We start from the raw sequence: 23,594 nt of genomic DNA, 5'->3' as shown, positions 1-23,594 counted from the left end.
CTTACAAAATAAGAAACAAAAGGAAATTAAAAATGGATGGAGCATTGATAGGCATTGTGATTGGTATTATTGCCATGATGGGAATGATCATTAAAACGAGAATCCCAGTCGCGCTTGCTATGATTATTGCCAGTATCATTATGGGTCTGTTTGCTGGTATGGCACCAACAGAGTTGATCAACGCAATCAAAGCGGGCTTTGGTGGTGTGCTTGGTGGCATTGGTTTGATCATCGCGTTTGGCGTGATTATGGGCGCGTGTTTTGAACGCTCTGGTGCGGCGGTTCGTATGGCGAAAACCTTCGTTAAGCTGTGTGGCAAAGGTCGTGAAGATTTAGCACTAGGCTTTACAGGTGTACTTGTCGCTATTCCGGTTTTCTGTGATTCTGCGTACATCATTTTGCACTCTCTTGTTCGCGCAATTTCACGTGATACCGGTAAGTCTGCGGTTGGCTTGGGTGTGACGCTAGCGCTTGGCCTCCTGATCACTCACGCACTTGTGCCACCAACACCAGGTCCGGTAGCGGTTGCGGGTATTTTAGGTGTAGACCTAGGTGAGTACATGCTTTGGGGTTTGATGGTTTCTATCCCTATGATGCTGCTTTCTATGATTTATATTCGCCGAGTAGGTAACGAATACTACCGTGTACCAAACGGTGAAACATGGATCACTAACCAAGCTGATTGGGCAAATCTAGAAAAAGTAAAAGAGACGGATGACAAAGAACTGCCAAGTAACTTCTTATCATTTGGTCCAATCCTTCTTCCGATCGCCTTTATCCTAATCAACACACTTGCTGGTCAGGGGGACAGCGCAATGCACACTGTGATCTCTTTAATTGGTAATCCTGTAGTTGCAGTTGGTATTGGTGTTCTTATGGCGCTATACGGTCTTACTCGCCATATTGAGCGTAAAGACATGGTTAGCTCTATGGATGATGCTTTGTCTACTACGGGCCTAATTCTTGTAGTGACTGGTTGTGGTGGCGCAATGGGTGCAGTACTTAAAGCATCAGGTGCTGGCCCTCAAGTAGCAGAAGCGATTGCGAGCAGTGGGATTCCTCCACTATTAGTCCCGTTAGCCATCGCATCAATGCTTCGCTTAATCCAAGGTTCAGCAACGGCATCAATGATGGTTGCAGCAACGATGACACTGCCTCTAGTCGAAACGTTAGGTCTAGACCCTGTGTTCGTCGCTCTGGCTTGTGCGGTAGGCCCTGTAGGTTTCTCTCACCTGAACGACTCGTACTTCCACATCATCAACCGTACGCTAGGGATTACTGAACTAGCTGACCAAATCAAGATCTGGTCTGTGTCTTCAACCATCGCATGGGCGATTGGTGCAAGCATCATCATGGTTCTAAACTTGGTGTTTGGTAAAGGCGGTACGCTGATTGACCCACTGATTCCAATTGCGGTTCTAGGTGCTGTATTTGTATGGCTAAAAAGCAAAGAGAAATCACAAGTAAAGACAGCCGTTACTAATTAATACTGCTTACCTTTATATACTGCCCCTATCAAGTGATTAGCTTGCTGATCTTCAATAGGGGCATTTTTGGATCGGGCACTCATCAAAATTACTAATCTTTTGGATCTCTCAGTATGAAAATTGTTATTGCGCCAGACTCGTTTAAAGAATCTTTATCTGCTGTATCGGTGGCGGCGTGCATTGAAAAGGGCTTCCGTGAAATCTTTCCAGACGCTGACTATGTGACCTTACCTCTGGCCGATGGTGGCGAAGGTACGGTCGATGTGTTACTGCAAGGCTTAGCAGGGCAAAAGCGAACACATCAAGTTGAAGGGGCGTTGGGTGAATTGGTTCATGCTGATTGGGCGATGTTAGAACCGTCAGCTCAGAGCTCCAATAAAACGGCTTTGATAGAGATAGCTGCCGCGTCTGGTTTGGACTTGCTGACGCCAGAACTGCGTGATCCTTTGATTGCTTCTTCTTTTGGGACAGGTCAGCTAATTTTAGAAGCGATAGTACAGGGTGCTCAAACCATCATTCTTGGATTGGGTGGCAGTGCGACTAACGATGGCGGTGCAGGTATTGTTCAAGCTCTAGGTGGCCGATTACTTGATGATAATGGGCAAGAGCTTGGCAGAGGTGGTGCTGCACTTGCAGAACTCGCATCAATAGATCTTACCCGCTTAGATTCGCGCTGTGCAGATGTCGAATTGATTGTGGCGTGCGATGTTGATAATCCATTGTGTGGTGATAACGGTGCCAGCTATATCTTCGGCCCACAAAAAGGGGCGACGCCTGAACAAGTCTTACTGCTTGATAAGACGCTAGCGAATTTTGCTCAAGTTTCTGAGTCACAAGGCTTTGTTGGTGGTGATGAGTCGGTCTACAAGCGTACCGGTTATGGAGCGGCTGGTGGCACACCGATGGGGCTGAGCTTGCTATTCAATATGCAGATTAAACCGGGCATTGAGATGGTGCTTGATGTATTGCAAGCTGATGAGATATTGAAAGGTGCCGACCTTGTGATTACGGGGGAAGGACAGATGGACAATCAAACTCTACAAGGAAAAACACCTTATGGGATTGCCAAACGAGCGAGTTTACAAGGTATTCCTACAATTGGGATTGCAGGCTCATTGGGAACTGAAGTAGAAGCTCTTTATGGAGAAATGAGCAGCTTGTTTGGAACAGTACGTTCTCCTCAGTCACTTGACCAAGTCTTGCTGGAGGCGGAAAAAAATCTGACAAGAACGGCTAGGAATATTGCAGCGACGCTTAAACTAGGAAGGAAAATACTCGATTAGTCAGTGCCTTAGAATATGATGCCTAAATCAGTCGCTTAATAGGTTTTATAGATTATAACGATAAATAGAAACGATTATATTTTATGCCACTAGAGGTCTATTCTATATCCATATTATTTTAGGGGCTTTTGAGCGAAAGCCAGTATAAATATCAAGGTGCACTTACTATTGCTGCACCTTTAAACCTTAAGGAATAGATCATGAGTAAAAAACTAACTACAGCTGCGGGTTGTCCTGTTGCTCATAACCAGAATGTTCAAACTGCGGGTAAACGCGGGCCTCAACTGCTTCAAGATGTTTGGTTTTTAGAAAAAATGGCGCATTTTGACCGCGAAGTCATTCCAGAACGTCGTATGCACGCGAAAGGTTCAGGAGCTTACGGTACATTTACTGTTACGCATGACATTACCAAATACACCAAGGCAAAACTGTTTTCTGAAATAGGCAAAAAGACCGACCTGTTTGCACGTTTTACAACGGTTGCCGGTGAGCGCGGCGCCGCTGATGCTGAGCGTGATATCCGTGGCTTTGCATTGAAGTTCTATACTGAAGAAGGTAACTGGGACATGGTGGGTAACAACACGCCAGTATTCTTCCTTCGTGATCCTCTTAAGTTCCCAGATCTAAACCATGCGGTTAAGCGTGACCCGCGCACCAATATGCGCAGCGCCAAGAACAACTGGGATTTCTGGACTTCTCTGCCGGAAGCTCTACACCAAATCACCATCGTAATGAGCGACCGTGGTATTCCTGCTACTTACCGCCATATGCATGGTTTTGGTAGCCACACGTTCAGCTTTATTAACGCAGACAACGAGCGTTTCTGGGTGAAATTCCACTTCAAATCTCAGCAAGGTATTAAAAATCTGTCTGATGCAGAAGCCGGACAATTGATCGGTAATGATCGCGAGAGCCACCAACGTGATTTACTAGACAGCATCGACAACCAAGACTTCCCTAAATGGACGTTGAAAGTTCAAGTGATGCCAGAAGCGGATGCAGCGAAAGTGTCATACAACCCGTTCGATCTGACTAAGATCTGGCCACACGCAGATTACCCTTTGATTGAAGTGGGTGAGTTTGAATTGAACCGTAACCCGCAAAACTTCTTCGCAGAAGTTGAGCAGTCGGCATTCAACCCGGCGAACGTGGTTCCGGGCATCAGCTTCTCACCGGACAAGATGCTGCAAGGTCGCTTGTTTGCTTACGGTGATGCGCAACGCTACCGTTTGGGGGTTAACCATCAGCATATCCCAGTGAACGCACCTCGTTGTCCTGTATACAGCTACCACCGAGATGGTGCGATGCGTGTTGATGGTAACTTTGGTAGCACACTTGGCTATGAGCCAAACAACGAAGGCCAATGGGCAGAACAACCAGACTTTGCAGAACCAGCATTGAACCTAGATGGCGCTGCAGCGCACTGGGATCACCGCGAAGATGAAGATTACTTCTCACAACCGGGTGATCTGTTCCGTCTGATGACGCCAGAGAAACAAGCGACTCTGTTTGATAATACAGCGCGTAACCTAGGCGGCGTGCCCAAAGAGATTCAACTGCGTCACCTAAGACACTGTTACAAAGCCGATCCAGCATACGGTGAAGGCATTGGTAAACTGCTTGAAATCGACGTGAGTGAATTTAAGTCGTAATCAATAAGTTTGATTAATTAAATGAAAGGCCGTTGAGTGAATCACTCAACGGCCTTTTTTGATCATGCTGTGTATTAGGTGAGTCATGTAAGTAGTGCCAATTACTTGAAAATTAGCACCATTTCTATTGATAGTTTTTACCTATCAAATTGATAAACATATCCCATTATCTTTATAAGATGGGCGAGATTATCCTACGGCTATCCGTTTATAAAGTAATAGAGTTTGAGATGAGTAAAAGCGCATTGATCGTTGAAGGTGGGGCAATGAGAGGCATTTTCGCTGCCGGAGTTTTGGACGCCTTTATGCAAGACGATTTCCGTCCATATGATTTCGCCATTGGCGTGTCTGCGGGTGTGTCGAATTTGGTTGGCTACTTATCTCAAGCGCCTACACGCAGCTACAACGTGATCACCACTATGGCGACCGATAAGACGTTCTTTAACCCTGCTCGCTTTGCTAAAGGTGGCAACTTGGTCGACGTTAAGTGGTTGTGGGATGAATCTAACCAACGTTATCCGCTGGATTGTGGTGAGCTGTTCTCAAGTATCCCACTCATCGCGGCTGTGACTAATGTTGATACTGGCAGTGCAGACTATTATCACATCAAACCAGAAAACCTTTCTAACGTGGTTGAAGCGACAACGGCTCTACCTATCGCTTACCGTGAAACTCCGTGCTTCTCTGGTGGTTGCTATACCGATGGTGGCGTAGCCGACTCTATTCCGGTTCGCGAAGCATATCGTCGTGGTGCGCGAGACATTACCGTGATTCTTTCTCACCCACTTAGCTACCGAATGAAACCTCAGAAGTATCAGTGGATGCTGAAAAAGCTGCTAAAAAAATTCCCGAATATTGCAGAGTCGATGGCGGTGCGAGCTGAAAACTATAACCAGTCTTTGGAGTTTATTCGTAATCCACCCAAAGATGCGACCATCAAGGTGATAGCGCCGCCAGAAGCGTTCGCGGTTAAGCGATTAACCATGGATCAAACTGTTCTGGACGCAGGTTATCATATGGGTGTGAATGCAGGTGCAGAGCATCTGGCCATTCGCAAAGGCGTTTATGGTTTGGGTACCGAGGATTGTCACTTCTGCATCTAGTATTTCTTTTCGATAATCGCATAAACGAAAAACCACGCTGTTCATTAAGAATTAGCGTGGCTTTCTATTTTTAGATTGAGTCTATTACTAACTCAGTCTGCTATTAACTCAAGTTGTTGTTAAACCAGTTCGTTGCCACTGGTGTTGCCTGTAAAGAAAGCGTCGACGCTGGTTAGCGTTGTATTGGCAATGTTGAACAGAGCATCTTTGGTTAAGAAAGCTTGGTGGCCTGTGAACAACACGTTATGGCAAGCTGATAGGCGACGGAATACGTCATCGACAATCACATCGTTAGATTTGTCTTGGAAGAACAGCTCTTTCTCGTTGTCATAGACATCAAGGCCAAGTGCACCGATCTTGCTCTGTTTCAACGCTTCAATTGCAGCGGTTGAATCAAGCAACTCACCACGACTTGTATTGACGATCATCACGCCATCTTTCATTTTGCCAAATGCCGTTGCATCTAATAGGTGGTAGTTCTCTTTGCTCATTGGGCAGTGCAGAGAAATCACGTCAGATTCTTTGTAAAGATCGTCGAGTTCTACGTATCTAGCGCCCAGTTCTTTTGCCAATGGGTTCGGGTACGGGTCGTAGCACAAAATATTCATGCCTAAACCTTTCAGAATACGCATCGTTGCTAGACCAATTTTGCCAGAGCCGATCACACCGACGGTTTTTCCGTGGAAGTTAAAGCCAACTAAACCCTCAAGGGAGAAGTTCGCATCACGAGTACGTTGGTATGCTTTGTGTAGCTTGCGGTTCAAACACATCATCATACCGACGGTGTGTTCTGCTACCGACTCTGGTGAATAAGCAGGAACGCGAACCACTTGCAGACCAAACTCTTTGGCGGCATTTAAATCGACTTTATCAAAACCAGCGCAGCGCATCGCAATCAGCTTGGTGCCGCCTTTCGCTAGAATCTCTAGCACATCTCGCGATAGGTCGTCGTTTACAAACGCACAAACGACTTCGTTGTCGTGCGCCATTTTTGCTGTTGTTGTGGTGAGTCGAAAATCATGAAAATGAAATTCGGCGTTGAGTTCGCCTTTTGCAAGTTCAAATGATTTTTCGTCGTATGATTTTGAGCTAAAAAAAGCAATGTTGAGCATGGCTTCCTCTCTTACCTAAAATATAAATAATCCACTTATTCATTATCTGAAACGGGATTAAAATTAATAACTTTGTCCAGTGTGCTAGAGTTTTTTTGTCTTGTCTATCACGATTAATCATTGTATTTACTATGGTTATTTAGTCTTTTATATTTACTTATTGAAGATTAAAAATCACATTACGAAGTAGTTTGCTTATAAGCTCATCAATATTGGATGGAGTTTACTTTCGGGTGTTGAACATCTTCTTGGTCTCTTTCTCTGACCAGAAGTTAATGTTGAATTGCGCGTCGTCACTCAGTTCCACTCGATGCCAATATTGAGGTGGCATGGTGACAAATTGCCCGGCTTGGATCGTGATAACATTTTCTGGTTCCGTCGCTTCAGCATCAGCAAAGCCATAAAAGGTGACCGTCCCCTCCATTACGCAGATCTGGCCGAATACGCCTTCTGCGGTGTTGTGGTGATTAAGCAATGCAGCCGGTATGTTGTCTTTGGTGAAAAATGGTGTTGAACGTTGAATTTTCCAGTGTGACGGAATACGTAAATGATTCATATAAAACCTCTTTTCGAACTGTGTTTTTACTTATGTATTGAAATTAGTGTGTTGGACCTAATGCTTTGAAATTAATGCATTGAAGCTTGTTTTGTGAAAAGTCGTCATCGCTTCAATGACATTGGTGGTCAGGGTTACCAATAGTTTTCGCTACTAAATTGACCTGGCTTCTTGCGTAAGTGTTTTTGTAATCCCAATGATATTAGTGCTTCGCTCGTGTCTCGAACCATTTGGGGATTACCGCAAAGATAGAGGAAACTATGTCTTTGATTGATAGTGATAGACGAGGCTCGTTCAAGGTCGCCTCCAAGTAACAAGCTTGGGATTCGTCCGCGCAAAGTTCCGGTGACTGATTCTCTAGAAATAATTGGCACATACTTAAGTTTCCCCTGAAAGTGTTCAACGAGTTGATTGATTCGGTCTTGATACGTGAGATCTTGCTCAGTTCTTACAGCATGAACCAGCACAAGGTTGTTGAACGACGTTGTTTTTTTGAAATCTACTTTGCCTTGTTGTTCTATCAACAGGCTTTCGAGCATAGAGATAAAAGGGCCCACGGCCGTTCCGGTTGAAAGCATCCATAGATCATCTGCGATCTCTGGGATCTCTTCCAATGTCATGAACCCACTTGGATCTTTACCGACAAAGATATCGTCGCCTACCTTTAATTGATTAAGTTGAGGAGAGAGCTGACCGTTTTGATCCTTAACAATTAAAAACTCAAGCGATTGATGACCGCGTTCGTGCTCTGGCGCATTCACCATTGAGTAAGCACGTCTAACAAACTCGCCTTCACTGTTACGTAGTCCCAGCTTAGTGAATTGCCCTGCTTGGTAGGACGAGATTGGCGCACTGACTTGAAGCGAGAACAGTTGCTCTGTCCATTCGGTCTTGTGTAAGACTTTTCCGGTTACTAAGCCATGAGGAATATCTGTCATATCATCACCTTTATTTAGAGAAGTTATCTCATTAAGGATACTCAACTATCTTACTTTTTGGAGTTGCATGTACCATGCCAATAATGAGAATGCTTATCAATACTATATCTGTGAGGGAAATTACTTTCAATGGAGTCAAAAATACCCATGTTGATAGGTGTCTTAATGACTCATGGTTGTCTTTTTGTTTTCATTTGGAGGTTGGGTCGTGGTGACTTGGTTATGGCTAGTTTTGAACTGAGCTTGATCAAACTCAATGAGTGGTTTGACCCTTGAACGATTCCACCAATAACTGAAGAGAATAATTTACAGATGAGTATAATGGCGGCTTTCAATCACAATATAGCCTTGTTTTATGCTTGATAATCTTCGTATGGTCTTGAACGTTTTGTTCGTGACAATCAATACTGCCATGACGGCTTTTACCGTCAGTTTCTTTGGCCTCATCAAACTGATTCTCCCAATACATCCGATTCAAAAAGTGTGTACTCGATTAGCTAACTTCACGTTCTGGTGCTGGGCTTCCCTTAACTTGTGGATGCTTAACGCCAATAACGATATCGAGTGGCAAGTTGAAGGCGGGGAAGATATCTCGACCAAGCAGTGGTATTTGATGATGTCGAATCACCTAAGTTGGGCGGATATTGTGATTTTGTCTTCTATCTTGAAAGACAAGATGCCGATGACTAAGTTCTTCCTTAAGCATGAACTGTTGTATGTTCCTTTTGTCGGTTTGGCCTGCTGGGGTTTAGACATGCCGTTCATGAAACGTCATTCACGCGAGTTTTTATTACGTAACCCTGAACGTCGTAATGATGATTTTGATGCGATTAATAAGGCGTGCACCAAGTTCAAACTTGCCCCGACAACATTGGTAAACTTCGTCGAAGGAACGCGTGCTAATCACGAGAAGCTATCGACAGTGAAAACACCTTATCGACACCTACTAAAACCGAAAACCGGTGGTGTGGCGTTTGCTCTGTCTGCAATGGGCCCAATCTTAGATGGTATCGTCGATGTTACTTTGGCTTATCCAGAGAATCAGACTTCTCCGTTTGAAGACATGCTGAAAGGTAAGATGAAGAAGGTGGTCGTACGTATTAAATTGCACCCAATGGATGAGAACGTAAACGGTAACTACTTCGAAGACAAAGCCTTTAAACGTCGTTTCCACTGCTGGTTGAATAACACGTGGAAAGAGAAAGATGACTATCTTGATACGGTTTATGGGGCTGATACTCCCTGTGAGGGTGAAACGATGGATGGGCCTTATGCGGTTCATAAAAGACAAGATCAGTAAGCTCAAACCAAACAGATAGCATCAAAAAAGCCGATAGTTCATTGAAATATCGGCTTTTTTATTGAATCGGATTTATCATAGATAAGCGATAAAGTTAGTACTTACTATAAACTAATCGCATTAGAAGCAATACTATATGCAGAGCCAGTGAGGGCTAAATCGCTTGGTAAACATCAATAATGTGCTTCACTTCGCTAGGCTTACCTTGCCGCTCTTGGCCTTGGTGAATGCGTAAGTGATGCTGCAATGTTTTGGTTTTGTATTGTTGAGATATCTGTAACTGCTGTTCGCAACTCGACGCCCAGATCTTGTCACCAACGTTCGATATCTCATGAAGTACTCGAATGTTTTCGCTTTCGTCTCGGTTGTTACTGACCAATAAAATCTCGTAGTAACGGCGGTTTTCTTCAATCAACACTTCATCAATAAGGCCAAAATTGAGCGACTTTAAATGGCTTCTCAATTCGAATTGCTGATGCACAGGACATAGCAAGAAATCGATTGCTTTGTCTGGATGTTGACGGTGAATATCATCGACGAGCTTTTGCGTTAGGTCGCCACCTACACCTGCAATAATAACGAGGTGTCTGCCGGTGTGTTTATCCAGTGGGATAGCTGCGACATCTAAACAATAGACTTTCCACTGACTCTGCTCGTGTTGATCAACGTTGTTATCTTGAGGAAAGTAACGCGTTAACTTGCCTTCAAGCTCGTTCATCAGAGACGGGACAATATCGACAAAGTGAATCAAAGGCGCTTTGTTGTCTGACAACAGTTGAACGCCCAAGAAGCCGTGATCACAGCAACAGTCCCAAATGTGCTGGTAGTCATTACTGACAAGAGAGCGGAGAGTTTGCAGTCGGTTGCTGAGCTTCATAAGATTCGTGTCGTTTGAAAGTGATAGGCGTTGTCGTATCGAAGGCGCATTGTAATGACTTTATACAAAAACAAAAGCACCTAGAGGTTAAATCCTAGGTGCTTTATGTGTACAAGTGAATCTGCGGTGGTTTATGAAGCTTGCGCGACGGCTCTTATATGGCCTTCCAGTCTGTTCTTTCCGAGTTGCTGCGTCTCTACTTAGATCAATTGCGCTGCTCTAGATAGAGCATTCCTCCGCTTAATAAGAGTACGTAGGGTGTGAAAAGCCGATTAGGTAAAGCCATGATATCCAAAGACGTTATAGATTCATTTTTATAGTACGGCCATACTAAACAGTTTTCGAGATCGCATTAATGAAAATTATTCCATATAAATGAATGAGTTTTGTGATGTTCGGCTAACAAAAAAGCCAGCTATAAACATAGCTGGCTCCTATGATTTTTAACGTTTTTTCAAGCTGACTTAGTTTTTAACCTAACCTAACCTAACCTAACCTAACTCAACTCAACTCAACTCAACTCAGTCCTGTCTGGCGAATAGTGCAGAATCGCCATTGAAGTCGGCGATAGCAGCATTTCACCTTCTGCATGACCTGGTTTTACATTTCTCAGATTGGTATCACAAATGGTCACCCAGTTTTGATCGCGATCCTTAGGTAACGAGAAGCGTGCTGGTGCATTCGTCTGGTTGATCAAGTAAATCAACTCGTCGCCATCTTTACCAATTCCTAAGTGCAGTGCCACCGAGCTTAAACGGTTCCAATCATCATGCTCCATGAGTGTGCCATCAACACGGCTCCAGAAGATGCGGTTAGAGTTACGCTTTTCACCACTGAATGCCTTAATAAATGGCACCATGTACTGCTGACGTGCAGAGATCATTTCCGACAGCCAAGTCTTGAAGTACGTCTTGCGTTCAGAGTCTTCCCAATTTAGCCAACTGGTTACGTCGTCTTGGCAGTAAGCGTTGTTGTTGCCTTTCTGAGAATGAGACAGTACATCTGCGGTCATGATATGCGGAATACCAAAGGCGAATAACAGGCTCGCCATAAAGTTGCGCTTTTGTTTTTCACGAGTCGCAATCACCAGTGGGTTTTCAGTTTCCCCTTCGACACCATAGTTGTCAGAGCGGTTGTCACCATGCCCATCACGATTATTCTCACCATTCTCTTCATTATGCTTGTGCTTGTAAGAGACAAGATCTTGCATGGTGAAGCCATCATGATACGTGATGTAGTTGACGGTTAATTTGTAGGGCCAATGCGCGGCACTGTAGATATCGCGAGATCCCATCAAGCGGGTTGCAAACTCTTTCAGGTAGCCTTGATCACCGCGCCAGAAGCTGCGTGTGATGTCTCTGAGCTTGTCGTTACACTCATTCCAACCGAGTGGGAAATTACCCACTTGATAGCCATTAGGACCGATATCCCATGGTTCGGCGATGAGCTTGGTTTCTTTGAGTACAGGGTCTTGAGCAACGGCTTTGAAAAAAGCGGCCTCAGGATTGTAGTTATCGCCTTCACGGCCCAGTGTTGCTGCCAAATCAAAACGGAAGCCGTCTATTTGGAACTCACTGACCCAGTAACGAAGGGTATCCATGACCAAGTTCAGTGCTGGCTGGTGAGTAAGGTCGACCGTATTACCGCAACCAGTGAAGTTCGCGTAATGACAACCATGCTTAATGTAGTAGCGGCTATCGAGTGCTTTTAGGTTGAAGGTTGTACCACCTTCACCGCCTTCTGCCGTGTGGTTGTAGACCACGTCAAGAATGACTTCAATACCATTACGGTGTAGCTCGCGAACTGCTGTCTTTAGCTCGGTCACAGCATCTTTTTCTGCATAGCGAGGGTCTGGTACCATGAACAGGTATGGGTTGTAACCCCAATAATTCACTTTCCCCATGTCTAGCAGATGAGGTTCATGCATACATGCAGCAATCGGTAAAAGTTGTAGAGAGTTGATATTTTGCTGTTTGTAGAACGCTAGCATTTCAGGGCTAACTAAACCCATGTAACGACCTTTGGTGTTGGTCGCCATCTTTGGATGAAGCTGAGAGAGGCCTTTTACATGGGTTTCAAAAAGAACGGTATCTTCTCGGCTGATACGTGGCTTTTCTACGTCTTGCCAATCGAAGGTGTCATCAACAACAAGACATTTTGCCATCGAAAAGCTCTTTTCATGGCTATATGGCGTGACGTAATCGAGTGGTTCGCTGATTGCTTTTGCATAGGGGTCGGACAGCAGGATCGGGCCTTCATCAGTTTCAGCAAGGAAACCGTATTTTTGTCCTGCTTTTATGCCTTCAACAAACACATATCTAATATCAGCGTATTCGTTGTCTAGTTTATAAGTAACGAATTCGTCATTCTCATCGAATAATGTGAGGGAGAGGGATTTACAGTCAGGAGAATAAATAGAGAAGTTACAGCCAGTGTTACCTAGCGTTGCGCCTAGCGGATAAGGGCGAGCGAGCGTTCTAGTCATTGCTTGATTTCTTGTTCGTTTATCAACATCAGTGAACCATTAGTAAAAAGCTTTGTCACAGTAAGGTCAAGCAACTTCACATAATAATTACGATGAAAAAAATAATTCATCGATGAAGTTCAAATTATATATTTGAACTAGATCTCACTTATACTGAATAATTAGATCTGAGTGCTGCCTACTCCTCCTAGATTAAGTGATCTACCTCTTTAAAATACCATTCTGTATAATTTCTACTCCCCTCTAGTCCCCCTTAATTAAGTGAGGGGTGGAGGAAGTCAAACTTGTCATCCCCTCTTAATATTGACTCCGTTGAAACGAATCAGGGGAAACCCTAAACCTCTCTATCTTACGTCCGCCATAACTGCCTTTGGTTGCCGCAAGAGAGCAAAAATATAAAAACCTAAAATAAATCGTCCTTAATGGAGTTAAGAATGAAAAAAGTAAGTTTGATTGCTGCTGCAGTGGCGACAACGCTAGCTGCTGGCTCTGCGTTCGCTGTTGACTTTAATGGTTACATGCGTGCTGGTACTGGTATCAGCGGTAACGGTAATGGTGATGTATCAGTTAACAAGAACGGTATTGGTCGTCTAGGTAACGAAAACGATAACTATTCTGAGTTTGGTCTGGCTGAAGAACTGAAAACTGGTGAGCAAACGTGGCGCGTTGAGTCAATGATTGCTTCTGGTGCTCCAGGCGCAAATGGTTGGGAAGATTCTGACTTTAACGTTGCTCAGTTTGCTGTTAAAGCGAAAGGCGTTCTATCTTTTGACCAAGAAGCGACTCTTTGGGCTGGTAAAACATACTACCAACGTAAAGATATCCACATTACAGACTTCTACTACCTAAATACATCAGGTACTGGTGGTGGTGTTGAAAACATCTCTATTGGTGACCAAAAACTTTCTGTAGCGCTTATTCAAGATGGTGACACTGACGATTCAACAGGTTACATCTTTGATGCTCGTCTAGCGAACATTGGCCTATGGCAAGATGCTTCTCTAGAATTTGCACTAGCATACAACTTCGCAACTGATTCAGATGACGCAAGCGAGTCTGCTGATGATGGTCTACTAGCATCTGCAATTTTACATCAAGGAACGAGCAACGGTTTCCACCAAACAGTACTTCAGTACGGTACTAACGGTTACGGCGTACAAGCGGCAAACTTCTGGGGTTCAGGTTCGTACTACGCGCGTGGTACTGAAGCATTCAACGAAGCATCTGGTTTCCGTTTAATTAACTGGGGTGTAATGAACCTTGGCGAATCTTGGGAAATGGGTCACCAACTAGCTTACCTAGCGGGTAAGGGCACGAATGTACTTTGTTAATTTGATGTAAACAAAACCGAAGCTCTGTAATCTTTGTCCCATACCGCTTTATTCATCTTCCTGGGTACTGACAAGTTCCCTTCGGATTTTCTAAACAAGTTCTGAACAAAACGTCTGCAACAAGCCATATTTAGTGCTGAATCTCCAGCATAAATACATTGTTCATCTTCTTTGAAAATAACGTCCAACGCCCAGTGCTGCTGGTTCTCGATGTGCCAGTGTTTTCTGGTCGCTTGTAAGGCTAACTCTAACGACAAGTGATCTGTGCAAATATAATACGATGTTTCATAACTTCCTTTCCCTTTGACACTTCTATCTCTCACCACTGCAACAACACTTTTAACGACAGACCACTTTTCTCTGAGTGCTTCACTGAAGGCTGCTGGGAGAACGTAAACCTCACGAACCTCTTTTCTGCCATGCCCTTTATCTTCGGTGATGTATGACTCTTGTTTATCTTCAGGCAAAGACCAATAGTCTTGGAATTGTGCATCCACTTCTGCAAGCAAACTGGGCTGATTCAGTTTGACTTGCACTAAGAAATCGCCACCTTTATCAACCACTTTATTCAGAGTTTCAACCTGACAATGCAGGGCATCAGCCGTTAATAGACATCCTTTTATATCTAAAGTATCTAACAGGTTTCTTATCGCTGTTAGCTCCGTCCCTTTGCCTTTACAGGGTTGATGTGTGAGGGTCAAACCTTCATCAACATCGAATGCCGAGACCATATAAAGGGGGTTATCTTGTTTGTTTGCTTTAGCACCTTTTAGTACCTTCCCGTCAACACTGATGATAGGTTGAGCATGCCTCTCTCTATGCAAATTAACCCAGCCCACCATAGCTTCTAAGAGTGTTTCAGGAACAATAGTCCTCATAATTGCTGCAATATTATGACGAGTAGGAAGGCCATTTTCGTAGGGGAAATACTCACGTAACCAGTCGATATTTCCTTCACCAAAATCCTTGATATCCGTCCACTTGTTTTGACCACAAAGCATGGCTGTTATGACAACAAAAGCGACTTCTATAACAGGGTAGACTTGGTTGATGTGCGAACGGGTATCTTTCACTTTTTTTAGCTGTTCAATGATAATCATGCGAGTTTCTCATATTTTTTATTTCATGATCTGATCGTGACTATCAGGAAAAGTTCCAATTGAAAATAAAGTTATTTATTTTCAATAACTAAAGTTCGATCCCGCCCTTATGCTAGCGTTACGATGTTTGGTGAGGTCGGTCTTCAGTTTATTAAGATGCTTGGACATAGTGGCGCGATCCCTGGAGCAATTGATGCCCCAGACGTTCCTCAAGCTCTGGATAATTTACGTACTGCGATAGCAGCAGAGCAGAGCAAACCTGTAGAGCAAGAGAACACTGATGACGACGATGAAGAAGAGGTCGTTGAAGCGCCAGTCAATATAGGCAGCCGAGCTTTCCCGTTGGTTGAACTGTTAAAAGCAGCCATCAAAGATGAGTGCGAAGTGATGTGGGAAGACGGCAGCGGCAAGCGCTGGTAGGCTGATTTAATGACTTAAGCTCACTTACCTAAGACGAATTATCTAAGCTCAATTATTTAAGATGAGCTGTTCGTGCTCTGTTTGTAAGCGTAATTATGCCTATTTTTGATAATTAAAGTAACCTGGAACAATAAGTTACATTTATAATCACACATTACAATAAAGGGTACTTGATGAGCCTCTATTTCCGAGCACGTCACTACACGAGTTTAGTTAGTTCTCTTTCTTTGGCGGTTATTTCAGCGCCGAGTATTGCGGATATTTCGACAACGCCTGTCATTGGTGGCGTTTTCAGCTCTAGTGAAGTTCTGAAAAATCAGGTGCTTTCAAGTTTAAGTTACTCAGCCACGCTTACTCGCGACGCGGCACTTTTTACTATCGGTGGCGTAACATTAGATGCGTACATTCTCGCGCTGCCTTTGGATGCTAAAACAAAAGCGCGAGTGATCGCTCAGCTATCCAACCCGACCTATTCAATTCCTTTGGGCTACTTTCTCTATAGTTACTACGACCGCTATTCAGGTTTGGGGAGTGAAGATGTATTCAAAGGGTATCTGTCGACAGTCTATGATGATGAGGCGTTAAAAGGCTTTGAACATAGCCTCTATTATGTCGGTGATGAGCCGGTTTCAGAGTACAAAGAGCCAGATACATCGACGGAAGCGACAGGTCACCATGAAGGGATTCGTATTGATGAACATTTCATTGCCAACATGGTCGTTATCTACGATGCGCTCTTTGAAATCGGTGTTTGGCAAAATATGGACAACCTCCCGGATCACTACACCTATTTAACGAATAGCCCTGAAGATTTAGCGATCATCGCTCAGATTCAACCGATCATTGTCGAGTTAATCGATAAAGCGGCCACAGGGATGGATGAAGGTGATATGAAGTCAGCAATGCTCGCGATCGCTGAAGATGGCAAGCCAGAAAACGCCGACAAGCCGAACAATAAAGCGCAAGCCTTGACTATTACGCTCATCGATTTTGTGCGCTTAAATTTGCTTAAAGCTTACCGCCAATTTGTTTTTAAAGAAGAACGTGAAGAAGCCCTCGATGAGTGGATGCAACAAGCGTTCAGTGACCAGCCTGATGCACTTATTCAGTTCTTAGAATCCCAACAGCATAAGCGCTTTGCAGTTCAAGTGACTGTTGATGGATTACAGCAAGGCTTAATTGAAGGTTTAGTCGATGATAATGCACCTTTCATCTCGGTGGCTTACCAAAATCATAAAAACCGAACGCAATACAAACCTCAGCTAGAAAAAGTGATTGAGCCTGAACACCAACAGCAGGTGAGGTTCATGGAGGTTCTTTCTGAACAAACCTACCGTGATCCGAATTATCTTCCGTTCTTCAAAAAACTCTATCAAGAGAATCGAAATAATATAAGCCGAGTGGGTATCTCTTCTACTCCGACGATCAGCGTACGTAACCTACCTATCATCAAAACGGGCGCAAAAGTATCGGGGCAAGGTGGCACTGGCATCCCTAATTTCCACTTTGTCGACCGAGAGATCGACCGAGCGTATTACTTCTTTGGTAATGATGCCCTGCAGTTAGATGTGTTGATGGCAGACAACAAGGTACAAACCATGTTTGATCGCCTTGATTACCTTAAAACGCTGAACTGCAACGCTCAATATGACTGGAATGCGCATACGACTTACGACGGCCTCGTGAACTTAGGTTTGGGAGAGTCATTACGTGATTATGGTGAGAAACGCTGCGTTAAAGAGCTTCAAGAACGTTCTGAAGTCGAGGTGACACTGCGAGATAAGCGTGTAGCTTTGATTGAAGATATTGAGGCGTATCAGACTATTTCTGGTTTTGATTTCTTCACCAAGTATTCCAAAAAGGTTCAGGTGAAGCAGGCAATCACACAGCTAGCTGAACTCGATGGAAAAGGGATGCCTGACTATACCTTGGTTTATAACCCATGGCCGGATCACTTTGCGCACCTTACAGGCCCTTTTAGTGACGAAATCTTGATGCCAACTGGAGAGCTAAACCGATTGGATTATTGGATTCGTCAAATTGAAGCAACTTACCGTAGTGCTGGGGTCTACGATAAAACCCTTTGGGGAATGGCGGGCGATCACGGACTAACGCCAGTGTTCTATGCGCTTAACCCTGAGAAGCAAGTATTTGAAGGCTTACAAGCAGAATTAGATTACCCAATAGTCGTTAAGAAAATATCATCAGACGAAGGTGAGGGACCTAAAATCACCAATGCTCTGAGCTATCCGAGCTCAAAAGACATTGATGTGGTTGTTGCCTCGACTGCTGGCGGTAATTTTATGATGGATTTCTTTAACTCGAAACAAGGTTGGACAGTACAACCTGTTTATCAGGAGTTGGTACAGTGGAAGCCCATTGCAGCACTCAAAGATGACAGCATTAATGTTATTGATGAGATAGCAAAACGCTTACCTGAGAGTCTCGATTATATGGTGGTTAGAGAGGCGCCTTGTGACGAGCGATCGTGTTCTGTTCGAGTGATCGGTACCCGTGATCTCAAACGCGTTGACGAGCTGATCACCCGATACGGAGATAAGTTATTTTATGAGTCATTAATGGGAAATCAAGCACCTATCTTATTGAATACACAAACGTTAAACCCATATCTCGCGTTACCAAGCATAGCTGATTTTTCTGCTTACTCTAAGCTGGTGGACAAATGCATTAATCGTTCAGTTAAAGAAGATGATTCAACGTGGTGTAGCCGTAGCGAGTGGACGGATTTAACTCATTTGACTCCTCGACCTGATTCGGTCAATCAATTGGCTAATATTTATCTTGAGGATAGAGCCGGTACCATTAATTTGTTCCCCAAAGCGGGAATGGGTTACAACACGATAGTACCGGGGCGTCATGCCGGTGAGGACTATTTAGAGAAAGATGCATTTCTAGGGTTCTGGGGAACGCCAATTGGTGAAAACTCTCAACCACTAAAAATCGAAGCCAACGGTTCTTTAGCGCCGACGCTATTTGAATACTTAACCGGAGAAGCTGTGGTCGTAGGCGAGAATGGCTGGGGTTTCCCGTCGTTGCTGAATAAGTTGGATGTTTCAGTTGATCGCTAGTGACTTCGATACCTATCTATCTACCTAACTATCTGTTTGTAATAGATTAGTTAGGTAGAGAGCCATCCCTACAAAATCCTCATCGTTGTCATCAACTATTTGGTAGCCAAGCGACTGATAAAAACTGATAGCGCGAATGTTACTTCTAAAGCTCGACAGAGTGACTTGGTTTCGTTGCTCTTGATGGGCTTTCTCGTGGATGCGTGACATGACTTTTTTACCAAGAGACTGATCTTGGTATTGAGGGAAAATGATCAGAAGATGCACATGGTATGCGTTGCCGTAGGGCTTGAAGCAGACGAGTCCGACTCTCTCACTTTTATGGTATATCCAATGAAACCAAGAGGGATGATAATCATTGATTAAGCGTTGACGTTGAAAGTCATCGTCCCAGCCGAAAGTCTTATCAACATGTATGAAAATACCTTGTTTGACGCAATCAAATAGCGCTTCAAATTCAGAATTTGAAACGGGTTTGACTTGTATGTTTCCGTCCTTAGTTGTCACGGCGCTCGCTCCTTATCAATCTATTGGATTAAGCAAACAGTAACATATTTGGTGAAGTAATTTGTTTATGTGCTTGATTATATGAAGTGAAAAAGCCACGCGATGTACGTGGCTCTGAAAGTCGTACTTGTAGAGGTCCGCTTAAACTAGCTTAAGCGCATGATGGCGAGTGAGCTGTTTGTGTAGCGAGTCTTTTAGCGCCATGCGTTCTACTTTGAGGTTGTGCATGCTGTCGTCATCGATAGGGCTGCCAGAGATTTCTAGCTGACGGATATCGTAGTCGAGTTGGTGGTATTTCTGCATGTCTGATTTGAATTTTTCGTCGTCGTGGTTGAGCTGAACAATGTCTAATTTAAGATCCGGGAAATCTAAGATAAAGGCATGGTTTTCATTGAGCATTGGGAATTCCTCTCTAGTCGAATTATCTTCAGTATAGATTCTATTTTTGAAGATAAATGTGTTCCTAAACACAAAGCGAGAGCAGGATCAAAAAAGGGCATAAACGTTCCATTGTGGGTTCGCTGATGCCCTTTGTTATTTTAGTAATAGTAAAAACTACTTCGCTTTCTTACCAGAGCGTTGCTGCTCTTTGTGTGCTAGCTTTTCTTTTTTACGTTGATCGATAAGGTGAGCTGCATCGCCGCCTACGTGGGTTTCACCACGCGCATTCGACAGTTGAACCTGCTTTTCACGTTCGCGGAAACGGGCTTTTTGCTCGTCGCTGTGCTTATCAATACACTTAGGGCAGCTTACGCCTTTCTCGAAGTGTTCAGAGGCTTTATCTTCGTCAGTGATTGGTAGACGACAAGCGTTACACACATCGTAATCGCTCTTTTCTAGCTGGTGGTTTACCGCTACACGGCCATCAAATACGTAGCAGTCGCCTTCCCACATGCTCTCTTCTTCTGGTACTTCTTCTAAGTACTTAAGAATCCCGCCTTCAAGGTGGTATACCTTATCAAAGCCTTGCTCTTTCATGTAGGCTGTTGATTTTTCACAGCGAATACCACCCGTACAGAACATCGCGACTTTTTTGTGTTTCTTAGGGTCGAGGTTCTCTGCCACATATTGAGGGAATTCACGGAAGGTTTCTGTGTTCGGGTTTACTGCGTTTTTGAACGTGCCGATATCGACTTCGTAGTCGTTACGAGTATCAACCAAAATTACATCTGGATCAGAGATGAGGTCGTTCCATTCGTTTGGCTTAACGTAAGTACCAACAACGTGGCGAGGGTCGATACCTTCAACGCCCATGGTTACGATCTCTTTCTTGAGTTTCACCTTGGTGCGGTTGAATGGCTGTTCTTCGTTGAACGACTCTTTGTAAACAACATCCGCTAGGCGGTCGTCTTGCTTGAACCATTGAAGAAGAGCGTCGATAGATTCGCGCTTACCTGCAACGGTACCGTTGATACCTTCACTTGCGAGTAACAAAGTACCGCGAATGTTATTAGCTTCTAGAAGCTCAGTTAGCGGTTGGCGAATTTCTTGGTAATCATCAAGTGCTACGAATTTATACAAAGCACATACAACATATTGAGACATGGTTTTTCCTTTCTGCGAGCTGGAACGTAAATCCAGAGCGGTTGCCTTTTATGAGATATACTGAGTTTGATTTGCTCAGGTTTGCCCATATTGGCTTATTAAAATCCGCCGCAGTATAACCAAGCCAAGGAAGGACAAAAACCAACTAAAAGTAGGGCTATTTATCATTTCGATTTGTGTGGTTTATGAATTAAGGTATTCAATGATATCGTTCTATCTGGTATGAGTGACAACACGTATTCCCAAACCAAAAAGGCCCTGCTGTAACAATACAGCAGGGCCTTGGTATCTAGTCCGTTTTACTTAATCAGCGATTATGCTTGGTTAAGTACTTCCGCTAAGCGTTTCACCGCTTCGGTTAATTCTGCTGGGGTGGCATTGGTGAAGTTTAAGCGCAGTGCAGCTTTTGCTTCATCAGCCTTTGGATAGAATACTGGGCTTGGTACAACCGCCACACCATTCGAAAGTAGAGTTTTTGCCAATTCGAAAGTGTCGCACTCTGGGATTTCTACCCAAATGAACATTCCGCCGTCTACTGCTTTCAGTACACAGTCAGCAGGCAGTTGTTTTTCTAGCTCTGAAAACAGCACTTCATAACGAGATTTATAAAGGGTGCGAATGTTTTCCATGTGCAGGTTGAAATCTTCATGTTTTAGAAGACCCACAAGCAGCGCTTGCATAGGTACACTTGAGTGTAAGTCAGCGCCTTGCTTCACTTTAATCAGTGGCTCAAGGTAGCTGCGTTTACCTGTTACCGCGCCAATACGTAAACCTGGCGATGCAATTTTAGAGAATGAACGAAGAACGATAGAGTTGTCAGGGCAGAATGAAGAAACCATTGGCAGCTCAGTGCCTGTAAAGCGCAGCTCGCGGTAAGGTGCATCTTCAATGAAGGCCACGTTGTATCTGATACACAGCTCAGCCACTTTTTGACGAGTTTCTGTTGTCCAGCATACGCCCGTTGGGTTGTGGAAATCTGGCACGGCATAGAACATTTTTGGCGATTGCTGTGCAAAGCACGTTTCCAGTTCATCAAGGTTCGGGCCAAATTCTGTTTGAGACACAGTCACAATGTTCGCTTGAACTAAGCCAAACACCTGCATCGCACCTAGGTAGCTTGGCGCTTCCATCACAACCACATCATTCGGATCAACATACGCACGAGCAATCAAATCCAAACCTTGCTGAGAGCCAGTACAGATCATTGCTGTGTGAGTATCTGGCAATTGGTAGCTTTGCGTAAGGTGTTCAAGCAACGGGCCGTAACCCGCTGTCGAGCCGTATTGGAAAACTTCAGGCATGTTCGCTAGGTTTTCTAGCGTTGGCTTCATCAAATCGATAGGGAATGTTTTCTCGTCCGGTAAACCACCGGCCAATGAGATGATATTTGGATTGCTTGCGGCTGCGAGGATCTCTCGAATGTATGAAGATTGAATCTGTTGTAATGACTGTGCGATTTCCATGTGTTGTGTCTCGTGTTTTCGTTTTTATTCTATCGCTTGATATTACACGGCAATTGTAAAAACAATCGTATCCGTTTATGCTCATAAACATGTCCATTTATGCTATTTAAAAAATGTCACGACAACACATATCCCGAATCAATGATGTTCTGTTCCATATTCACCAAGACATCAGCCAGCCTTTGTCGGCAAAAGCGCTATCTGAGATAGCGGCCTACTCAGAGCAACATTTTCATCGGACTTTCAAAAGTGTGGTGGGGGAGTCGCTGCATCAATATATCCGACGCACTCGGATGGAGTATGCTGCTAATCAGTTGATGTTCGATACCAGCTCATCGGTGGTTGAGATAGCCAATAAATGTGGTTTCAGTTCTGTGTCTTCGTTTAGCCGAGCGTTCAAAGCGACCTTTAATATGTCTCCGGGCGAGTGGCGAAAACACGATTTGCAGATTGCCGAAAAGCCTTATTTGAAAGATCCTGAAGTGGCGGCTGGTTATCAAAATGTCGCACTGCGGGCATTACCCGAGCCCAAAATAGTGGAAACACCTGAACGCATGGCAGCCTATGTTCGCCACACTGGCTATAACCGCTCTATACGTAATGCGTGGTTGATATTGAAAGCGTGGGCGAACTCTGAGCAACGTGATTTTTCGAGCCAATTTGGTTTGCACCATTCAAACCCTGCTTGGGTTGAGATGGACCAGTGTCGTTATGTGGCGTGTATCGCGATCAGTGAACCGATCAAGTATCGAAGTGTGGTTAATCAGATGGTAATTCCCGGCGGGCTGCATGCCGTGTTTCGACTCAATGGCCGTTATGGAGAGTTGCTACCGCAAATCAGTATGGTATTAGAAAAGTGGTTACCTACATCAGGTTTCAAGCAGCGTTCAACACCAGCTTATGTGCACTATCATCAGAATCATTTTTTGAATAGTGATGAAGTGTTCGAACTTGATTTTTATCTTCCGGTAAGTTTTTATTAATCCACCCATTTTGAGGAGTAAACATGTATCTCGTTTTGTATTGCCACAACATCGGTATGACTGATTTTTCTTTCTTTGAGACGGAAGATTTCGACAAAGAAGAGGGTTATATTGTGCGAGGAAAATGGCCGAACGAAAAAGCGTTTCGTGATTACTTGATCAAGGAATTTGGTGATATGAGCGAGTTTCAAGTGATTGACTTGATCTGCAGAGGTCAAGAGGCTGAGCACTATTCTGCGCAAGAGTTAGCGACATTCATTGGTGCGTAACCATTGCGATGAGTATGGTCTCGTTTAAACAAAGTGCATTGTAACATATTGAAAATCAGTAATATTGCTTATCACTAAACTCAGCTTGATTCGG

At 44.1% G+C, this 23,594-nt stretch carries 19 protein-coding genes and 1 pseudogene; 10 read left to right on the top strand and 10 right to left on the bottom strand.

Translation table 11 applies throughout. The features are described from left to right. The first annotated feature begins 32 nt into the window (after positions 1–32). From ACMAZD_RS18145 to ACMAZD_RS18130, 4 genes are all read left to right on the top strand, one after another. Entirely contained in the window at positions 33–1,487 is a 1,455-nt protein-coding gene (locus ACMAZD_RS18145) for a GntP family permease (protein WP_435250071.1), read from the top strand. A 113-nt stretch (positions 1,488–1,600) separates the two neighbouring features. Beyond that, positions 1,601–2,770: a glycerate kinase gene (locus ACMAZD_RS18140; RefSeq protein ID WP_435250070.1), complete on the top strand. Its 1,170-nt coding sequence runs from the start codon at positions 1,601–1,603 to the stop codon at positions 2,768–2,770. A gap of 200 nt (positions 2,771–2,970) precedes the next feature. Further along, positions 2,971–4,422: a catalase gene (locus ACMAZD_RS18135; RefSeq protein WP_435250069.1), complete on the top strand. Its 1,452-nt coding sequence runs from the start codon at positions 2,971–2,973 to the stop codon at positions 4,420–4,422. Between the two features lie 230 nt (positions 4,423–4,652). Beyond that, positions 4,653–5,525: a patatin-like phospholipase family protein gene (locus ACMAZD_RS18130; protein ID WP_435250068.1), complete on the top strand. Its 873-nt coding sequence runs from the start codon at positions 4,653–4,655 to the stop codon at positions 5,523–5,525. Between the two features lie 119 nt (positions 5,526–5,644). Here ACMAZD_RS18130 and ACMAZD_RS18125 read toward each other — a convergent pair whose 3' ends face one another. The 3 genes from ACMAZD_RS18125 to ACMAZD_RS18115 all read right to left on the bottom strand — a co-directional run bounded on the left by ACMAZD_RS18125 (position 5,645) and on the right by ACMAZD_RS18115 (position 8,131). Beyond that, the gene (locus tag ACMAZD_RS18125) at positions 5,645–6,637 is read right to left on the bottom strand and encodes a 2-hydroxyacid dehydrogenase (protein WP_435250067.1); all 993 of its coding nucleotides are present in this window, start codon (positions 6,635–6,637) and stop codon (positions 5,645–5,647) included. A 223-nt stretch (positions 6,638–6,860) separates the two neighbouring features. Beyond that, the gene (locus tag ACMAZD_RS18120) at positions 6,861–7,193 is read right to left on the bottom strand and encodes a DUF1971 domain-containing protein (protein ID WP_435250066.1); all 333 of its coding nucleotides are present in this window, start codon (positions 7,191–7,193) and stop codon (positions 6,861–6,863) included. Positions 7,194–7,327: 134 nt separating this feature from the next. Continuing rightward, a complete protein-coding gene (locus ACMAZD_RS18115; protein WP_435250065.1) occupies positions 7,328–8,131 on the bottom strand; it encodes a ferredoxin--NADP reductase in 804 nt (267 codons plus the stop codon). 355 nt (positions 8,132–8,486) lie between these two features. On the opposite strand from ACMAZD_RS18115, the gene ACMAZD_RS18110 reads away from it, so the two are divergent. Then, positions 8,487–9,431: an acyltransferase gene (locus ACMAZD_RS18110; protein WP_435250064.1), complete on the top strand. Its 945-nt coding sequence runs from the start codon at positions 8,487–8,489 to the stop codon at positions 9,429–9,431. Between the two features lie 154 nt (positions 9,432–9,585). On the opposite strand, the gene ACMAZD_RS18105 is transcribed toward ACMAZD_RS18110, so the two are convergent. Further along, entirely contained in the window at positions 9,586–10,308 is a 723-nt protein-coding gene (locus tag ACMAZD_RS18105) for a tRNA (adenine(22)-N(1))-methyltransferase (protein WP_435250063.1), read from the bottom strand. Between the two features lie 511 nt (positions 10,309–10,819). Further along, entirely contained in the window at positions 10,820–12,793 is a 1,974-nt protein-coding gene (glgX, locus tag ACMAZD_RS18100; protein WP_435250062.1) for a glycogen debranching protein GlgX, read from the bottom strand. Positions 12,794–13,227: 434 nt separating this feature from the next. On the opposite strand from glgX, the pseudogene ACMAZD_RS18095 reads away from it, so the two are divergent. Next, positions 13,228–14,100, top strand: a pseudogene (locus ACMAZD_RS18095) (carbohydrate porin); the annotation flags it as partial. A 20-nt stretch (positions 14,101–14,120) separates the two neighbouring features. Here the strand turns inward: ACMAZD_RS18095 and ACMAZD_RS18090 are convergent. Beyond that, complete coding sequence (locus ACMAZD_RS18090; RefSeq protein ID WP_435247125.1) at positions 14,121–15,224, bottom strand: ISAs1 family transposase; 1,104 nt, start codon at positions 15,222–15,224, stop codon at positions 14,121–14,123. Between the two features lie 84 nt (positions 15,225–15,308). On the opposite strand from ACMAZD_RS18090, the gene ACMAZD_RS18085 reads away from it, so the two are divergent. Both ACMAZD_RS18085 and ACMAZD_RS18080 read left to right on the top strand, forming a co-directional pair. Next, the gene (locus tag ACMAZD_RS18085; protein WP_435250552.1) at positions 15,309–15,644 is read left to right on the top strand and encodes a DUF1840 domain-containing protein; all 336 of its coding nucleotides are present in this window, start codon (positions 15,309–15,311) and stop codon (positions 15,642–15,644) included. 173 nt (positions 15,645–15,817) lie between these two features. Beyond that, positions 15,818–18,733: an alkaline phosphatase family protein gene (locus ACMAZD_RS18080; RefSeq protein WP_435250061.1), complete on the top strand. Its 2,916-nt coding sequence runs from the start codon at positions 15,818–15,820 to the stop codon at positions 18,731–18,733. Positions 18,734–18,757: 24 nt separating this feature from the next. Here the strand turns inward: ACMAZD_RS18080 and ACMAZD_RS18075 are convergent, their stop codons facing one another. The 4 genes from ACMAZD_RS18075 to ACMAZD_RS18060 all read right to left on the bottom strand — a co-directional run bounded on the left by ACMAZD_RS18075 (position 18,758) and on the right by ACMAZD_RS18060 (position 22,248). Further along, positions 18,758–19,240 (bottom strand): GNAT family N-acetyltransferase, encoded by a 483-nt coding sequence (locus tag ACMAZD_RS18075; protein WP_372142171.1) that lies wholly within the window; start codon positions 19,238–19,240, stop codon positions 18,758–18,760. Between the two features lie 141 nt (positions 19,241–19,381). Next, positions 19,382–19,639, bottom strand: coding sequence for a YdcH family protein (locus ACMAZD_RS18070; RefSeq protein WP_102268683.1), 258 nt, complete (start codon positions 19,637–19,639; stop codon positions 19,382–19,384). A 156-nt stretch (positions 19,640–19,795) separates the two neighbouring features. After that, the gene (locus ACMAZD_RS18065) at positions 19,796–20,785 is read right to left on the bottom strand and encodes a rhodanese-related sulfurtransferase (RefSeq protein WP_435250060.1); all 990 of its coding nucleotides are present in this window, start codon (positions 20,783–20,785) and stop codon (positions 19,796–19,798) included. A 314-nt stretch (positions 20,786–21,099) separates the two neighbouring features. Beyond that, positions 21,100–22,248, bottom strand: a complete 1,149-nt coding sequence (locus ACMAZD_RS18060; protein WP_435250059.1) for a PLP-dependent aminotransferase family protein — start codon at positions 22,246–22,248, stop codon at positions 21,100–21,102. Positions 22,249–22,361: 113 nt separating this feature from the next. Here ACMAZD_RS18060 and ACMAZD_RS18055 point away from each other — a divergent pair, with 113 nt between their 5' ends. Both ACMAZD_RS18055 and ACMAZD_RS18050 read left to right on the top strand, forming a co-directional pair. Then, positions 22,362–23,231, top strand: a complete 870-nt coding sequence (locus tag ACMAZD_RS18055) for an AraC family transcriptional regulator (protein ID WP_435250058.1) — start codon at positions 22,362–22,364, stop codon at positions 23,229–23,231. Between the two features lie 23 nt (positions 23,232–23,254). Continuing rightward, the gene (locus tag ACMAZD_RS18050) at positions 23,255–23,500 is read left to right on the top strand and encodes a hypothetical protein (protein WP_017107691.1); all 246 of its coding nucleotides are present in this window, start codon (positions 23,255–23,257) and stop codon (positions 23,498–23,500) included. Positions 23,501–23,594 lie beyond the last annotated feature (94 nt).

The sequence above is a fragment of the Vibrio sp. nBUS_14 genome (assembly GCF_051201655.1).
In the GTDB taxonomy this organism is placed as follows: Bacteria; Pseudomonadota; Gammaproteobacteria; order Enterobacterales; family Vibrionaceae; genus Vibrio.
This window is presented reverse-complemented; position numbering and strand designations above follow the sequence as displayed.

Bases quoted from the DNA above. Each gene is read 5' to 3' on its own strand.
- ACMAZD_RS18145 (WP_435250071.1), top strand. From the start codon at position 33: ATGGATGGAGCATTGATAGGCATTGTGATTGGTATTATTGCCATGATG.
- ACMAZD_RS18140 (WP_435250070.1), top strand. From the start codon at position 1,601: ATGAAAATTGTTATTGCGCCAGACTCGTTTAAAGAATCTTTATCTGCT.
- ACMAZD_RS18135 (WP_435250069.1), top strand. From the start codon at position 2,971: ATGAGTAAAAAACTAACTACAGCTGCGGGTTGTCCTGTTGCTCATAAC.
- ACMAZD_RS18130 (WP_435250068.1), top strand. From the start codon at position 4,653: ATGAGTAAAAGCGCATTGATCGTTGAAGGTGGGGCAATGAGAGGCATT.
- ACMAZD_RS18125 (WP_435250067.1), bottom strand. From the start codon at position 6,637: ATGCTCAACATTGCTTTTTTTAGCTCAAAATCATACGACGAAAAATCA.
- ACMAZD_RS18120 (WP_435250066.1), bottom strand. From the start codon at position 7,193: ATGAATCATTTACGTATTCCGTCACACTGGAAAATTCAACGTTCAACA.
- ACMAZD_RS18115 (WP_435250065.1), bottom strand. From the start codon at position 8,131: ATGACAGATATTCCTCATGGCTTAGTAACCGGAAAAGTCTTACACAAG.
- ACMAZD_RS18110 (WP_435250064.1), top strand. From the start codon at position 8,487: ATGCTTGATAATCTTCGTATGGTCTTGAACGTTTTGTTCGTGACAATC.
- ACMAZD_RS18105 (WP_435250063.1), bottom strand. From the start codon at position 10,308: ATGAAGCTCAGCAACCGACTGCAAACTCTCCGCTCTCTTGTCAGTAAT.
- glgX (WP_435250062.1), bottom strand. From the start codon at position 12,793: ATGACTAGAACGCTCGCTCGCCCTTATCCGCTAGGCGCAACGCTAGGT.
- ACMAZD_RS18090 (WP_435247125.1), bottom strand. From the start codon at position 15,224: ATGATTATCATTGAACAGCTAAAAAAAGTGAAAGATACCCGTTCGCAC.
- ACMAZD_RS18080 (WP_435250061.1), top strand. From the start codon at position 15,818: ATGAGCCTCTATTTCCGAGCACGTCACTACACGAGTTTAGTTAGTTCT.
- ACMAZD_RS18070 (WP_102268683.1), bottom strand. From the start codon at position 19,639: ATGCTCAATGAAAACCATGCCTTTATCTTAGATTTCCCGGATCTTAAA.
- ACMAZD_RS18065 (WP_435250060.1), bottom strand. From the start codon at position 20,785: ATGTCTCAATATGTTGTATGTGCTTTGTATAAATTCGTAGCACTTGAT.
- ACMAZD_RS18060 (WP_435250059.1), bottom strand. From the start codon at position 22,248: ATGGAAATCGCACAGTCATTACAACAGATTCAATCTTCATACATTCGA.
- ACMAZD_RS18055 (WP_435250058.1), top strand. From the start codon at position 22,362: ATGTCACGACAACACATATCCCGAATCAATGATGTTCTGTTCCATATT.
- ACMAZD_RS18050 (WP_017107691.1), top strand. From the start codon at position 23,255: ATGTATCTCGTTTTGTATTGCCACAACATCGGTATGACTGATTTTTCT.